Below are 16,506 nucleotides of genomic sequence, written 5' to 3'. Positions count from 1 at the left end.
ACTAGTGTACACGAAAATGAAAAAATCATGTATAGTTTCGACAAGATAAAAGAAAAATATGGCATTCACCTGTCAGGATGGTAAATGCCACACAAATTTATACATGTTTAGACATTTCGTTTTTCCCAATCTGCCAAAAATTGTTCAATTCCTGCATTTGTTAACGGATGTTTGAACAATTGCATTAAAACTTTGTAAGGAATTGTCGCAATATGTGCTCCATTTTTTGCAGCTTCTGTTACGTGCATCGGATGACGAATAGATGCTGCAATAATTTCTGATGGAATGTCATGAATCGCAAAAATATCTGCGATATCTGAGATTAAATCAAGGCCATTAAAACCAATATCGTCCAATCTTCCCAAGAAAGGCGATACGTAAGTAGCACCTGCTCTTGCTGCCATTAAAGCTTGGTTAGCTGAGAAAATAAGCGTAACGTTTGTCTTAATACCTAAACTAGTAAATTCTTTTACTGCTTTTAAACCATCTGGAGTCATCGGTACCTTGATTGTAATATTCGGCGCAATCGCAGCAAGCTCTTTTCCTTCACGAATCATGCCTTCTGAATCAAGCGCAATCACTTCTGCACTTACAGATCCTTCGACAAACTCTGTAATTTCACGAAGACGCTCTTCAAACGTGATGTTCTCTTTAGCTACTAAACTAGGATTTGTTGTAACCCCCGCTAACAAACCTAATGAATGCGCTTCCTTAATTTCGTCTAAATTAGCCGTATCAATAAAAAACTTCATGAATGCCATCCCCCTGTGTTATGTATTCAGAATGATAAGAAAATTATAGTAAAAATAAAACCGCCTTACAATAAAAATAAGACGGTTTTATTTTTCAGACTCAACTAACTGCAAACAGGCAATCCGAAGATTTCAAATTATGCTTTGTTAGAAGAACCGAATTCACGCATTTTACCTTGAACCGTTTCTTTGATTGCATCGCGAGCAGGTCCTAAGTATTTACGTGGATCATATTGTTCAGGTTGCGCAGCTAATACTTCACGAACAGTTTTAGCTGAAGCAATTTGGTTTTCAGTGTTTACGTTGATTTTAGCAGTACCTAAAGAAACTGCTTTTTGGATATCTTTTGTTGGGATACCAGTTCCACCGTGTAGAACTAATGGTAAACCTGTACGATCTCCGATTTCTTTCATTTCAGCAAAACCTAGGTTTGGTTCACCTTTGTATGGTCCGTGAACTGATCCTAATGCTGGAGCTAAGCAATCGATACCTGTGCGGTTAACAAGTTCTTCACACTCGTTAGCATCTGCATAGATAACGCCCTCAGCAATAACGTCGTCTTCTTGTCCACCAACAGTTCCTAGTTCTGCTTCTACAGATACTCCGTGGAAGTGAGCTAGTTCAACTACTTTAGAAGTAATTTCAATGTTTTCCTCAAATGGGTGGTGAGAAGCATCGATCATTACAGAAGTGAATCCAGCGTGGATTGCTTTTGCACATGATTCAAAGCTTGAACCGTGGTCTAAGTGAATTGCAACTGGTACTTGAACGTCGTAATCTTCGATTAGAGCTTCAACCATTGCTACAACAGTTTTGAAACCGCCCATGTAGCGTGCTGCACCTTCAGATACACCAAGAATAACTGGAGAGTTTTCTTCTTTTGCTGCTTGAAGAATAGCTTGAGTAAACTCTAAGTTATTTAAGTTAAATTGACCTACTGCATAGCCTTGTTCTTTTGCTGTAATAAGCATTTCTTTCATTGATACTAAAGGCATATCGAAATCCTCCTTAAAATCAACCTTAGATTAGATGCTAACCAAAAGGCACACTCAAATAGTATGCTCTTGAATTGAGTGTTTCATGTAGAAACAACGCGCATCTTTACATAATAGATTGTCGAATTATGAATACAGTAATTAGGATACCAACTAACAATGAAAACAGCAACATTTTTAGGCTGATATTCAAAATTTGTTAGGATGAAAACCCTACCAAAACCTTAATTCGACTTTACTGGTATATATTCCCTAACAACTTTTCGGATTTCATCAATATCAAATGGTTTTGCAAAGTGTGTTAAGGCTCCTAAATCTTTTGCTTCTTGAATCATATCCAATTCACCATAAGCGGTCATAATGATGACTTTAATCGTTTCATCGTGCTGCTTTAACCTTTTTAAAATTTCGATTCCATCCATTCCTGGAATTTTCATATCTAATAAGACAAGATCCGGTGCTTGCTCTTTTGTAATATCAATCGCCTGGAAGCCGTTCGCCGCTTGAAATGTCGTATAGCCTTCTTTTTGTAGCACTTCCGTTAATAAAATACGTATACCATACTGATCATCAACAATTAAAATTTTCTCTGCCAATATAATCCCACCTTTTATATTCCTCTTCTACAGACAAAACTAACATATGTATTTCGCCTTTAAAACAAAAATCCCTGCTAATTAGAGAAATTGTTACAAAACATAGCTTTTTTTGTCGTCCATCTAACTTCATTGCACTTTACTTTCATTGTAGCTCATTTCAAGATAGAATACAGATAGCTTTTTTCGTTATAATGTGTAGATAGACGGCTTTAGCCGCTTAAATCGAAGGGAGATTCTATGCTTAAAATTTTCACAACTCAACTTTCAGGTTTTTTTAAACGAATTGAAGAACAAGAAGAATTCCAATTTGAAGATGCTGCGCGTATTTTAGCACAGGCCTCTGTCGGAGAAGGATTTATTTATATTTATGGTGTAGAAGAAATGCACGCCATTACACTTGAAGCACTCAGTAGTGCAGAACCTTTAAGTCAGACAAAAGCTTTACCTTTAAATGAATTAGATCAGCTGACTAGCGTCGATCGCGTACTGCTTGTCTCTCGATTTTCAACAGATAACAAAGCAGTGGAAATAGCTGAACGTTTAAAAGAACGGGATATTCCATTTGTCAGCATTGCTGCTGTCCCTAAAGAAATAGCCGACCCTTCTTTAACAGCACTCGCAGACGCTCATATTGATACAAAATTGTTAAAGCCGCTTATTCCTGAAGAAGACGGCTCAAGATTTGGTTTTCCAGCAATGATGGTCGCTTTATACGCGTACTACGGTTTAATTTTCACATTAAAAGAAATCGTAGAAGAATATGAATAAAAAACACGCTGTCTAAAGACAGCGTGTTTTTTATTTCATTTATTTGTTTTGGCTTGACTCCATTGATGCGCGAATAAATTCTTTGAACAATGGTTGCGGTCTTGTTGGACGAGATGTGAACTCTGGGTGGAATTGTGAAGCCAAGAACCATGGGTGGTCTTTTAGCTCTACAATTTCAACTAAACGGCCATCTGGGCTTGTACCAGAGAAGATAAAGCCTTTCTCTTCCATTTGTTGACGGTATTCGTTATTAAATTCATAACGGTGACGATGACGCTCATATACCACTTCATCTTGATATGCTTCATATGCAAGCGTATCTTCAGACAATTTACAAGGGTACAGTCCTAAACGTAGTGTACCGCCTAGGTCTTCTACGTCTTTTTGTTCTGGTAATAAGTCGATAATTGGATAATTTGTTTCAGGTGCAATTTCTGCTGAATGTGCGCCTTCTAAGCCTAATACATTACGCGCAAACTCAACTGATGCCAGCTGCATACCTAAGCAAATACCTAAGAATGGAACCTTTTGCTCACGTGCATATTGTGTTGCCACAATTTTACCTTCAATTCCACGATCACCAAATCCACCTGGAACTAAGATACCATCTACATCACCAAGTAAATCTTGAGCATTTTCTTTTGTTACAAATTCTGAGTTTACCCACTTGATGTTTACATCTGCATCGAATGCATATCCAGCATGTTTCATTGCTTCTACGACAGAAATATAAGCATCTTGAAGCTCTACATACTTACCAACCAATGCAATTTTTGTTGTATTTGAAAGTCCTTTTACTTTCTCAACCAGTGCTTTCCACTCAGTCATTTCTGCTTCTTTGCAATCTAATTTCAAGTGATCGCATGTGATTTGATCTAGGTGCTGCTCTTGTAGAGATAGTGGAATTTCATATAATGTTTCAGCGTCTGCACACTCAATAACCGCTTTTGGATCAATGTCACAGAATAAAGCTAGCTTGTCTTTCATATCTTCAGAAATTGGCATTTCCGTACGAACAACGATAACATTTGGCTGAATACCTAAGCTGCGTAATTCTTTTACACTATGCTGTGTTGGTTTTGTTTTCATTTCACCAGCCGCTTTTAAATATGGCACAAGTGTACAGTGGATATACATAACGTTGTCACGGCCAATATCGCTTTTGATTTGACGGATAGCTTCTAGGAAAGGAAGTGATTCAATATCTCCTACCGTTCCGCCGATTTCAGTAATAACAACATCTGCGTTTGTTTCTTTACCTGCACGGAAAACGCGTTCTTTAATTTCATTTGTGATGTGCGGAATAACCTGAACTGTTCCGCCTAAATAATCACCGCGACGCTCTTTTTTCAATACTGTTGAATATACTTTACCTGTTGTTACATTGCTGTAGCGATTTAAGTTGATATCGATAAAACGCTCATAGTGACCTAAGTCTAAGTCTGTTTCCGCGCCGTCATCCGTTACGAATACCTCACCGTGTTGGTATGGACTCATTGTTCCCGGGTCTACGTTAATGTATGGATCGAACTTTTGAATCGTTACGTTCAACCCACGGTTTTTTAATAAACGGCCTAAAGAAGCTGCTGTAATCCCTTTTCCTAGAGATGATACAACACCGCCTGTTACGAAAATATACTTTGTCATCTATACTTCCCCCTCTAAATAATTTGAAATGTACAATATTAAAAGTTTTCACATAAACAATCACAATTCATTCATTGTGCATGCGAAATTATAAGAAACCTTATGAATGTGAAACGTTCAAGAACCAAAAGAAAGTTTCTATCAAGGATTTATAAGAACATATCGGGGTGTAAAACATTGATAGATAAAATAAAAAAATTGCTCCCAATACCAAAACTGGATTGGGAGCAATAGTCTATTTTAAATAAAAACTTTTTAAATGCTTGTTTAAAGAGCCCAAAAAAGATTCTACCTACTTCGCTTGAAAAAGTCAAGAAGGATTATTTTTCTTTTTCGTCCTCATAATCTTCTTCTTCGTCTTCCTCGTCATCGTCTAGATCATCTTCTAAATCGTCAAAATCATCTTCTGCAAGATCATCTTCATCTTCTTCTAGCTCGTCAATGTCTTCAAAATCTTCTTCTTCGTCTAGATCATCAACGTCTTCATAATCCAAATCTTCTTCTAGATCATCAAAATCTTCCACTTCTTCAACAACAGCTTTTTTCGCTTTTTTCTTTTTAGGTTTTGCAACCGGAATAACTTCTTCTTCAGCTTGGTCAAAAGGATACCATCCACGAAGACCCCAGTGGTTGTCCCCTACTGTTAAAAAGCGACCATCAATATTAATATCTGTATAAAACTGAGCTAATCTCGTTTTTAATTCTTTATCTGACATTTCAGCTGCTGCTTTAATTTCAGCAATAATTTCTTGGAATGACATTGCTTGACGATCTGTTTTTTCTTCTAGAAGTGCATAAGCAATCTCAATCATCGACATTTCTTTTAAATCCGTTTTTGAGTACTGTGCTAAACTCAAATCTGGCACATCCTTTCTATGGCTATGTATATCGAAAATCTATTAAATCAATTCATCATATGTGTAAATGATGGAAACGAATAAATACATACCATTCATTATAAACAAATTCAATACATTTATGCTAGCCTCGTTTCTAAAATTCTCGAGAATTTCGCATAAAACAACGAAAAAATAGACATTTTATCACTCTAATACATTCTACTTAATACACCAACAGCATCCTTTGGTTAAGAAGAATTCACCATCAATTGTTCTGTCCCCGGTAGGGTTGGGGATATAAAAGCCAAGATGACCAAAAAATGGTCATCTTGGCTTTTAATATATCACTATATACTAACGATACATTATTACATATTTCGACGATATTGCCCACCGCATTCGTATAAAGCTCGCGTAATTTCCCCTAAGCTAGCTACTTTAACGGTCTCCATTAGCTCTTTGAAAATATTCTCCCCTTCTGTTGCAGCTTTCTTTAACCTTTTTAACGCATCTTCTCTTTTTTCTTCATGCTGCTGTTGAAACTTCTGAAGCTGATTAATTTGATGATTTTTTTCTTCTTTTGATGCGCGGGCTAATTGCATGTCATCAACAGAGGAACTTTCCTCTTCATTTGGATTAATATACGTATTTACTCCTATGATAGGTAAAGCTCCCGTATGTTTTTGCATTTCATATTCCATCGATTCATCTTGAATCTTACCTCGCTGATACTGCATTTCCATCGCACCTAAAACGCCGCCTCGATCATTTAAGCGTTGAAATTCAGCCAATACCGCTTCTTCTACCAAGTCTGTTAGTTCATCAATAATAAAAGAGCCCTGTAATGGATTTTCATTTTTAGTTAATCCATGCTCTTTTGTAATGATTAGTTGAATGGCCATCGCTCTACGTACAGATTCTTCCGTCGGTGTTGTAATTGCTTCATCATACGCATTGGTATGAAGGGAGTTGCAGTTGTCATGAAGAGCCATTAAGGCTTGCAGCGTCGTACGTATATCATTAAAATTAATTTCCTGTGCATGAAGCGATCGGCCGGATGTTTGAATATGATACTTAAGCTTTTGACTGCGTTCGTTTGCGCCGTATTTATCACGCATCACAATTGCCCAGATTCTTCTCGCTACACGTCCAATAACCGTGTATTCAGGGTCAAGTCCATTACTAAAGAAAAACGATAAATTAGGAGCAAAATCATCAATATGCATACCTCGGCTCAAGTAATATTCCACGTACGTAAAACCGTTGGCTAATGTAAACGCTAGCTGAGAAATTGGATTCGCTCCTGCTTCAGCAATATGATAGCCTGAAATAGACACAGAATAATAGTTGCGCACTTTCTCGTCAATAAAGTACTGCTGAATATCTCCCATCATTTTTAATGCAAATTCTGTGGAAAAAATACACGTATTTTGCCCTTGATCTTCTTTTAAAATATCCGCTTGAACGGTTCCTCTCACTTGTTTCAACGTACTCGATTTTACGTCCTCATATTCCTCTTCCGTTAAAGGACGCTTTAATTCCTCTTCCTTCTTTTCCACCTGCTGACTGATAGCTGTATTCATAAACATAGCTAGTAATATTGGAGCCGGCCCATTAATCGTCATCGAAACGGAAGTCGAAGGATGGCAAAGATCAAATCCCTTATACAAGAGTTTCATATCATCAAGCGTACAGACATTTACACCACTTTCGCCAATTTTTCCGAAGATATCCGGCCTTGGATCCGGATTTTCTCCATAAAGCGTTACAGAATCAAACGCTGTACTTAAACGCTTAGCCTCATCATCTTTTGACAAATAGTGAAAGCGGCGATTTGTTCGTTCTGGTGTTCCTTCGCCTGCGAATTGACGCTTAGGATCTTCTCCTTTTCGTTTGAACGGAAAAACACCTGCTGTATAAGGAAATGCGCCTGGCACATTTTCTTTATAAAGAAAACGAAGAACTTCCCCATATTCTTCAATTTTTGGAAGGGCCACGCGCGGAATACGTAGTCCTGATAGCGTATCAACTTGCAGAGAGGTTTTAATTTCTTTATTTCTTATTTTTGTAATAAGTTCTTCTTGCCGATACTGACTTTTTAATTTAGGCCAGTTTTCCAGCTTTTCAATCGATTCAGCCGTTAGCTGTTTTTGATATTTCTCCTTTAGCTGAGTGAGCTCTTGCTTGGCTGTTTCTGTTTCCACTTCTTCCAGAGCACCTTCTAGCTGATAAAATTTACGCGCTGTTTGCACTTGAACATCCGTATTGCGGTGATAAGAGCGAACGCTGTTTACAATCTCCTGTAAATATTGCTGTTGATCATTAGGAATGATGGTATATTTCTTTTCACTTACTCGTTCTGATGATTTTTCTACGTGCCAAGACGTACGGCATGTTTGATGCAGATGATTTACAAGATCTTCAAATAAAATATTTGTTCCCCCGTCGTTGAACTGGCTCGCGATTGTTCCGTAAATTGGCATAGTAGAGAGATTATTTTCAAACAGCTGATGATTGCGCTGATATTGACGCTGCACTTGTTTTTTTGCGTCTTCGGAACCTTTTTTTTCAAATTTATTGATTACAATAAAGTCTGCGTAATCAATCATTTCAATCTTTTCTAACTGCGAAGGTGCGCCAAATTCGCTTGTCATTACATAAAGAGAGACGTTTGCAATATCTTTAACTTGAGCATCAGCTTGCCCGATGCCGCTTGTTTCGACAATAATAAGGTCGAAACCCGCTTTTTTCACGACGGCAATTCCATCTCGAATGGCCGCCGATAGCTCATGTCCAGATGAACGCGTAGCCAAACTTCTCATATACACACGAGGAGAAGCTGCGATGTTCATGCGAATTCGATCCCCAAGAAGCGCTCCTCCTGTCTTTTGTTTGGTTGGATCGACGGATAAGACAGCTACATGAATATCTGGAATATGTTCAATAAACCTTCTTACTAATTCATCCGTAAGCGAACTTTTCCCCGCTCCTCCTGTTCCTGTGATTCCAATAACCGGTATTTTTTGATCCGTCTCGCTTTCGATTACACTTTCTCGGATTTCTTCAAGAGCGGCTGCGTGCTCTTTTGTGTATTCATAGGCCTCATTTTCAGCGCATGTAATAAGCTGGGCAATTAAACGGTCATTAGCCGGAGTTAAGGTTCGATCCTTCGGCAGTGCAGGGGGATTTGTGTAATAACAATCATCGATCATGAATTGAATCATGCCTTCTAACCCCATTTTTCGTCCATCTTCCGGAGAAAAGATTTTAGAAATGCCGTAATCATGGAGCTCTTGAATCTCACTCGGAATAATTACCCCTCCTCCGCCTCCATAAATTTTAATATGAGAAGCTTGTTGTTCTTGGAGTAAATCGTACATATACTTAAAATATTCTACATGGCCGCCTTGATAAGAAGAAATGGCAATCCCCTGAACATCCTCTTGTATGGAAGCGTTAACAATTTCTTCAACAGATCGGTTATGCCCCAGGTGAATGACTTCTACTCCCTTGGCTTGAAGAATTCGTCTCATAATATTAATGGACGCATCGTGGCCGTCAAACAGACTAGAAGCGGTTAAAAAACGAAGCGGTCTTTTGCTTGTATTCAAACTGTTTCCCCCTCACACAGTTGTTGAAATGAAAAATTTTTAAGTAAAAAATCTAACTGCATATTTGTATATTCTTCTAGTGAATAATGCTTTTGCAGCCACCATCTGCGAAATGCCCACATCTGACCTTGAACAAATAAATGATGAGCAAACAGCGAAATTTCTTTATCCGTAAGTGCAAATTGATTGTTTTCTACGCAGCCTTCGATAATAACCTTAAACATTTCAACCATATCTAGCTCTTTTTTTAATACATATGGAAGCGCATCTTTAGACAGCGATTTCGCTTCTTGGTACATGACTAATACTTCATCTTGAAGTTCATCCACAACTTTGAAATAGTGCTGAATCGCTTGTTGAAGCTCAGCGATTGTATAACGATCCACTACCATCTCTTCTAATCGCTCTCTCACTTCATCGTAAATGTTGTCACATACAAGATATAAAACATCTTCTTTAGATTGAATATATTCGTAAAGTGTACCGATACTGAACCCAGCGGCTTTGGCAATTTCTCTTGTTGTTGTTCGGTGAAAACCTTTTTCCTTAAACAGCGTGACGGCCCCTTTAATCATTTGATTACGACGCTCTACAATCAGCTTTTCATCTTTAATGGATGTGAGAACTTCTCTCTTTTTCATTTTTTCACCTCTCTTACAACAAGTGTTTTATTTAGCAAGATACCTAGAAATGACGAGACGCTGAATTTCTTGTGTTCCTTCATAAATCTGCGTGATTTTTGCATCTCTCATAAAACGTTCTACTGGATAATCTTTTGTATAACCGTACCCTCCAAATACTTGAACAGCTTCTGTCGTTACTTTCATTGCTGTATCCCCAGCATATAATTTTGACATGGCTGATTCTTTGCCGTATGGCAGCCCTTGAGACTCCAGCCAAGCAGCTTGATAGGTTAACAGTCTTGCAGCTTCTATACTCGTGGCCATGTCGGCTAACTTAAAAGCAATTCCTTGCTGAGAAATAATTGGCTTACCAAATTGCTGACGTTCCTTTGCATAAGCCACCGCCGCATCTAACGCCCCTTGAGCAATTCCTACAGCCTGCGCTGCAATGCCATTTCGGCCGCCATCTAGTGTCATCATCGCAACTTTAAATCCTTCTCCTTCATTTCCTAGCAAATTTTCTTTTGGAACGCGGCAATCTTCAAAAATAATTTCTGTTGTAGGTGAAGAGCGAATGCCCAGTTTTTTTTCTTTTTTACCAACTGAAAATCCCGGCATGTCTTTTTCAATAATAAAAGCGCTCGTGCGTTTTTCGTTGGGGTCCATTCGTGCAAATACGACGTAAATATCCGCTTCTCCGCCGTTTGTAATAAAAATTTTAGAGCCATTTAAAATATAATCTTCTCCGTCCTTTACAGCGAGCGTTCTCATTCCTCCTGCGTCGGAGCCAGCACTCGGTTCGGTTAACCCATAAGCGCCTATTTTCTCTCCTGTTGCCATAGGCTTCAAATATTTTTGTTTCTGCTCTTCTGTTCCGAATGTATAGATTGGCCAGCCGGCAAGAGAAGTATGAGCTGACAAAGTAACGCCTGTTGATGCACATACTCTAGACAGTTCTTCAACGGCAATGCAATAAGCTAGATAGTCACTGCCAATTCCTCCGTATTGCTCCGGCCATGGAATACCTGTTAATCCTAGATCAGCCATTTGCGTAAAGATTCCCCTGTCAAAACGCTCTTCTTCATCTCGTTCTGCAGCTGTCGGAGCCACTTCGTTTTTGGCAAAGTCTCGCACCATTTTTCGAATCATTTCGTGTTCTTCTGAAAGTTTAAAAAACATGATTATTCCCCCTATAATTGACTGCTAATGACGATGCGCTGAATTTCGCTTGTACCTTCGTAAATTTCGCACACTTTAGCGTCACGAAAATACCTCTCAACTGGATAATCTTTCATATAACCATATCCCCCTAAAACTTGAATCCCATCAATCGCTACATTCATAGCCGTCTGGGAAGCAAATAATTTCGCCATTGATGCTTCTTTTTTGCAAGGAAGTTTTTGATCATATAAAAAAGCGGCTCTGTACATTAAAAGCTTCGCTGATTCAACAGCGGTTTCCATATCAGCAAGCTTAAAGGCAATTCCCTGCTGAGATAAAATCGGTTTTCCAAATTGATATCGTTCATTTGCATAGTTTTTAGCTGCCGTTAACGCACCTTCAGCAATTCCTACCGCCTGAGCAGCAATACCAATTCTTCCGGCATTTAAATTAGCCATAGCAATTCGAAATCCTTCACCTTCTTCTCCGAGACGATTTTCTACAGGCACCTGCATATTTTCAAAGTGCAGTTGAACCGTGCGGGAACCGTGAAGGCCCATCTTATGTTCATCCTTTCCTACTAAAAATCCCTCCATCGTCTTTTCAACGATAAAAGCGCTCATCCCTCTCGACCCGCGTTCGGGATTCGTTTTAGCAAATACAATATACGTATCCGCTTCTCCGCCGTTTGTAATGAAAAGCTTTGATCCATTTAAAAGATAGTGGTCTCCTTTTCGTTCTGCTTTTGTTTTTAAGCTTGCAGCATCAGACCCTGCACTAGGTTCTGTTAAACAAAAGGCACCTAAATATTCACCTGTCGCCAGTTTTTTTACATACTTTTGTTTTTGATCTTCCGTCCCAAATACGACAATAGGATTCGTACCTACAGAAGTATGAACAGACAAAATGACACCGAGGGCTGGACTTACCTTTGATATTTCGTGAATTGCAATCATGTACGAAACAAAGTCCAGTCCTCCCCCTCCGTATGTTTGAGGAACGGGAATGCCCATCAAGCCAAAATCAGCCATCTGCTTTAATAAACCTCGAGGAAATTCGCCCTTTTCCATGTTTGGTACAGCCGCAGCGACTTCTTTTTCACTAAAATCAGCTACCATCTTTTTAATCATGCGTTGTTCAGACGTAAAAAAGATCATTTCGCCACTCCTTTATGTTTCGTACGTAAAAAATCCTTTTCCTGTTTTTCGACCAAGCCACCCTGCCTTTACATATTTCCTAAGCAATGGACAAGGACGATATTTGTCATCACCAAACCCTTTATGAAGCGTTTCCATAATAAACAAACATGTATCGAGGCCGATGAAATCTGCTAATGTCAAAGGTCCCATTGGATGGTTCATTCCTAGTTTCATCACTTGATCAATATCCTCTTCGTTTGCTACACCTTCATAGAGCGTAAACACAGCTTCGTTAATCATTGGCATTAAAATTCGATTTGAAACAAACCCTGGAAAATCATGAACTTCCACCGGGGTTTTATTTAATTTTTTCGTTGTTTCATAGACTGCTTGATACACTTCATCGGTAGTAGCTAGCCCTCTAATAATTTCAACGAGCTTCATCACTGGAACAGGATTCATAAAGTGCATTCCAATTACTTTTTCAGGTCGAGTGGTCACGGCTGCAATCTCAGTAATAGGAAGCGAAGACGTGTTGGTTGCTAAAATAGTATGACTCGGGGCTAACGAATCCAACTCAGCAAAAATGGCTTGTTTGACCTCCATCTTTTCCACAACCGCTTCGACGATTAAATCTGCTTTTTGTGCTGCTGTTATTTCATTCGCCAGGTGAAGGCTCTCCATAATTTCTTCATATTGCTTATCTGAGAGAGAACCTTTTCTCACCTGCTTTTTCAGTCGTTTATCAATACCTTCTATTCCTTTTTGTGTGTTTCTTTGATCAACGTCATACAAATAAACTTGATATCCGCTCGCAGCAAATACTTGCGCAATGCCTGCTCCCATCTGACCTGCTCCAATAACCATAACTGTTTCAATATTCAAGTTTGTATCCCCCTTTCACACTTCTACCATGATGGCATCACCTTGGCCGCCGCCGCTGCAAATAGAAGCAATGCCCAGTCCGCCGCCTCGTCGTCTTAATTCGTGAATGAGCGTTACAACAATACGGGCGCCGCTTGCTCCAATCGGATGTCCAAGTGCCACGGCCCCGCCGTTCACATTTACTTTTTCAGCCGGGATCCCTGCAATCTCCATACTCATCAACGCTACTGCTGAAAAAGCTTCATTGATTTCAAACAGCGCAATATCGTCTACTGTCTTATTTGTTTTTTGCAGCAGCTTATTAATAGCAAACCCAGGCGTTTTCGGAAATTCCCTTGGCTCCATTGCGAGAGAAGTATGATTTACAATCGTAGCCAACGGCTCATAGCCATTTGCTTTTGCCACATCTTCATCCATTAGCATGAGCGCAGCTGCTCCGTCATTTACGCTAGGTGCATTTCCTGCTGTAATGGTTCCGCTGTGACCAAATACAGGCCGAAGAGAAGAGAGTTTTTCTAACGACGTATCTTTTCTTGGTCCTTCATCTTTTTGAACCGTTATCGCTCCTTTTTTAGACGGAATATCAACTGAAATTCTTTCTGCATCCCATCTCCCTTTCTCTTCTGATTCTACTGCTAACTGATGACTGCGAAGTGCCCATTCATCCTGCTTTTCTCGGGAAATATTCATTTCAGAAGCTATTTCGTTTCCATACGTACCCATTTGAACCCCTGTAAAGCTGCATGTCAAACCGTCATGAACCATTAGATCCGTCACAACACTATCTCCCATACGGAACCCCCACCTTGCTTTTGGAAGAAGATACGGTGCGTTGCTCATTGACTCCATCCCACCCGCAATGATTGTTTTTGCTTCTCCTAATCGAATCAGCTGATCGGCAGTTGTAATACTGCGCATGCCTGATGCACAAACTTTATTAATGGTTTCTGTCTCTACTTGCCACGGTAAACCTGCATAATGCATGGCTTGCCTAGAAGGCAGTTGTCCTTGGCCCCCTTGCAGCACGCATCCCATAATAACAGAATCAATTTCTGTACGCCCCTTTGATACTGCTTGAATCGCTTTCCCGCCTAGTTCTGCTGCTTTTAGTCCACTTATACTGCCTCCTAATTTTCCAAAAGGTGTTCGAACTGCACTCACAATGACTGTTTTCCCCACTAGTGTTTCCTCCTCTTTTTCTTGATCTTTGTCCTTGCCGATTGAACGCTTGCTCAATTTCCTTTCTGTAAAAAGTAGAGATGAATACCATCTCTACTTCTCCTTTATGAAACCTGTTCTTGCACGTCACCACAAATTGACTTTTCAAGCAGTTCTGCTACGTCATACGTATGAACCATTTCTTCTACTTCTTTTGCTTTTGTTCCGTCACTTAGCATGGTTAAGCAGTACGGACAACCTGAACTGATAATGCTTGGATTAACGGCTAAGGCTTGTTCCGTGCGCGCTACGTTAATACGCTGTCCGGTCGTTTCTTCCGTCCACATTAACCCTCCTCCTGCTCCACAGCACATACCATTTTCACGATTGCGATCCATTTCAATCAAACTAACACCTGGAATCGCTTTCAAAATTTCTCTCGGTGGACTGTATACTTCGTTATATCTTCCTAAATAGCAGGAATCATGGAAGGTAATTTTTTCGTTGACCGCATGTTTTGGAGACACCTTACCCTCTTTTACTAACATAGCTAATAATTCTGTGTGATGATACACTTCTCCTTCAAAACCGAAATCTGGATATTCATTTTTGAAGATGTTATAAGCATGTGGATCAATCGTAACAATTTTTTTGATTTCATTTTTTTTAAATTCAGCAATGTTTTTAGAAGCCAATTCTTGGAATAAAAATTCATTGCCCAATCTGCGCGGCGTATCACCAGAATTTTTTTCTTTATTTCCTAAAATCGCAAATGAAACACCCGCTTCATTGAGAAGCTTTGCAAACGATAGAGCGATCTTTTGGCTACGGTTGTCATAAGATCCCATCGAACCTACCCAGAACAAATACTCAAACGTTTCACCGGCTTTACTTACTTCTTTAACAGTCGGAATGTGAACATCTTCTCTTGCATGTCGCCATTCTTCACGCTCTTTTCGGTTTAACCCCCAAGGGTTTCCTTGACGCTCAATATTAGTCATGGCACGCTGAGCATCCGCGTCCATCTTTCCTTCGGTTAATACTAAAAAACGTCGTAAATCTATGATTTTATCTACATGCTCGTTCATTACGGGACATTGATCTTCACAGTTTCGGCACGTTGTACATGCCCAAATCTCTTCTTCCGTAATGACATCTCCAATTAAAGCGGGATTATATTCCGCTGTTGCTGCAGCCTCTGCTCCACTTTGGCTGGCCGCCATCATCGCCAGCTGATTTCCTTTTGTTTTGGAGAATGCATACGTAGGAACCCAAGGAGCCTTAGAAGTCACAACCGCTCCTTTTTCTGTTAAGTGATCGCGCATCTTCAAAATTAAATCCATTGGAGACAAAATTTTTCCTGTACCCGTTGCCGGACACATATTCGTACATCGACCGCATTCCACACAGGCATATAAATCAATGAGCTGATGCTGTGTAAACTCTTCAATCTTTCCAACTCCAAACGTCTCCTGCGTCTCATCTTCAAAATCAATCTTTTCAAGCTTACCTGGCTTAGAAACACGGTTAAAAAATACATTAGCCGGTCCAGCCAGTAAATGAGCATGTTTTGATTGAGGAACATATACTAAAAACGTCAATAACACGGCTAAGTGAATCCACCATGAAACATAAAAAATGGAGATAGCGGCAGTATGATTGATTCCCTTAAACAAGATGGCAATAGATGACGCAATCGGCTCTGTCCACGCTGGTTCATGATTATGCCAGATGATTGACATGCCGTTTCCAACAAGCACTGACAGCATAAGTGCTCCAATAAAAATCAGCACTAAACCAGATTTAAACCCTCTTTTTAAACGCACAAGCTTTTCTACATAGCGACGATGAAAAGCCCAGACAACTGCTACTAAAATCAAAAACGTCACAATTTCTTGAAAAAATGTAAAGCCGGGATATAAAGGTCCAAGCGGCAAATGTTTACCTGGAAGCAAACCTTTTATAATGAAGTCTAACGCGCCGAACTGAACTAAAATAAACCCATAAAAAAACATGACGTGTATAATTCCACTTTTTTTATCTTTTAACAGTTTCTTTTGTCCAAACACGTTCACCCAAATTTTTTGCAGCCTTTCTTTTAACCGCTGATCAAATTCAACTTTTTTTCCTAATTGAATATACTCAATGCGTGTGCGAATTAAATATACAAACAAAGAAACAGCGTAAGCGGTTACAATAATAAAAAAGAGAAAATTCACCCACAGCAACCCTGTCATCTCGTCCCCTCCTTGAATAGTTCGTTACCTTTCTTTCCTCCTGACGACTAAATTTTCTGATAATATATCTATTTTCATTGTATATAATGAAT

General features: G+C 39.4%; 13 protein-coding genes. 1 reads left to right on the top strand and 12 read right to left on the bottom strand.

Annotated elements, in window-relative coordinates; genetic code table 11:
- Positions 1-107: 107 nt before the first annotated feature.
- The 3 genes from fsa to M3225_RS21595 all read right to left on the bottom strand — a co-directional run bounded on the left by fsa (position 108) and on the right by M3225_RS21595 (position 2,346).
- The gene (gene fsa / locus M3225_RS21605) at positions 108-752 is read right to left on the bottom strand and encodes a fructose-6-phosphate aldolase (RefSeq protein ID WP_251397123.1); all 645 of its coding nucleotides are present in this window, start codon (positions 750-752) and stop codon (positions 108-110) included.
- Positions 753-889: 137 nt separating this feature from the next.
- Positions 890-1,747, bottom strand: coding sequence for a class II fructose-bisphosphate aldolase (locus tag M3225_RS21600; RefSeq protein WP_195781557.1), 858 nt, complete (start codon positions 1,745-1,747; stop codon positions 890-892).
- Positions 1,748-1,971: 224 nt separating this feature from the next.
- Positions 1,972-2,346, bottom strand: coding sequence for a response regulator (locus tag M3225_RS21595; protein WP_087944205.1), 375 nt, complete (start codon positions 2,344-2,346; stop codon positions 1,972-1,974).
- A 237-nt stretch (positions 2,347-2,583) separates the two neighbouring features.
- Between M3225_RS21595 and M3225_RS21590 the strand changes: the two genes are divergently transcribed.
- Positions 2,584-3,114 carry a DUF2529 family protein gene (locus tag M3225_RS21590; protein ID WP_251397119.1) on the top strand — a complete coding sequence of 177 codons (531 nt, stop codon included), beginning with the start codon at positions 2,584-2,586 and terminating at the stop codon, positions 3,112-3,114.
- A 39-nt stretch (positions 3,115-3,153) separates the two neighbouring features.
- Here M3225_RS21590 and M3225_RS21585 read toward each other — a convergent pair whose 3' ends face one another.
- The 9 genes from M3225_RS21585 to M3225_RS21545 form a co-directional block, all read right to left on the bottom strand.
- Positions 3,154-4,761: a CTP synthase gene (locus M3225_RS21585; RefSeq protein ID WP_251397116.1), complete on the bottom strand. Its 1,608-nt coding sequence runs from the start codon at positions 4,759-4,761 to the stop codon at positions 3,154-3,156.
- 320 nt (positions 4,762-5,081) lie between these two features.
- Complete coding sequence (gene rpoE, locus M3225_RS21580) at positions 5,082-5,618, bottom strand: DNA-directed RNA polymerase subunit delta (RefSeq protein WP_251397113.1); 537 nt, start codon at positions 5,616-5,618, stop codon at positions 5,082-5,084.
- Positions 5,619-5,968: 350 nt separating this feature from the next.
- Positions 5,969-9,211 carry a fused isobutyryl-CoA mutase/GTPase IcmF gene (gene icmF, locus M3225_RS21575; protein WP_251397110.1) on the bottom strand — a complete coding sequence of 1,081 codons (3,243 nt, stop codon included), beginning with the start codon at positions 9,209-9,211 and terminating at the stop codon, positions 5,969-5,971.
- Positions 9,208-9,852 (bottom strand): TetR/AcrR family transcriptional regulator, encoded by a 645-nt coding sequence (locus M3225_RS21570; RefSeq protein ID WP_014457745.1) that lies wholly within the window; start codon positions 9,850-9,852, stop codon positions 9,208-9,210. Before M3225_RS21570 ends, icmF begins: the two co-directional genes overlap by 4 nt.
- A 27-nt stretch (positions 9,853-9,879) precedes the next feature.
- Positions 9,880-11,013, bottom strand: a complete 1,134-nt coding sequence (locus M3225_RS21565; RefSeq protein WP_114897026.1) for an acyl-CoA dehydrogenase — start codon at positions 11,011-11,013, stop codon at positions 9,880-9,882.
- Between the two features lie 11 nt (positions 11,014-11,024).
- Positions 11,025-12,152, bottom strand: a complete 1,128-nt coding sequence (locus tag M3225_RS21560) for an acyl-CoA dehydrogenase (protein WP_251397107.1) — start codon at positions 12,150-12,152, stop codon at positions 11,025-11,027.
- Positions 12,153-12,164: 12 nt separating this feature from the next.
- Positions 12,165-13,019 carry a 3-hydroxybutyryl-CoA dehydrogenase gene (locus M3225_RS21555; RefSeq protein ID WP_251397104.1) on the bottom strand — a complete coding sequence of 285 codons (855 nt, stop codon included), beginning with the start codon at positions 13,017-13,019 and terminating at the stop codon, positions 12,165-12,167.
- A 15-nt stretch (positions 13,020-13,034) separates the two neighbouring features.
- Positions 13,035-14,198 (bottom strand): acetyl-CoA C-acetyltransferase, encoded by a 1,164-nt coding sequence (locus M3225_RS21550; protein ID WP_251397101.1) that lies wholly within the window; start codon positions 14,196-14,198, stop codon positions 13,035-13,037.
- A gap of 104 nt (positions 14,199-14,302) precedes the next feature.
- Positions 14,303-16,414, bottom strand: coding sequence for a heterodisulfide reductase-related iron-sulfur binding cluster (locus tag M3225_RS21545; protein WP_251397098.1), 2,112 nt, complete (start codon positions 16,412-16,414; stop codon positions 14,303-14,305).
- Positions 16,415-16,506 lie beyond the last annotated feature (92 nt).

The sequence above is a fragment of the Priestia aryabhattai genome (assembly GCF_023715685.1).
Lineage (GTDB): Bacteria > Bacillota > Bacilli > Bacillales > Bacillaceae_H > Priestia > Priestia aryabhattai_B.
This window is presented reverse-complemented; position numbering and strand designations above follow the sequence as displayed.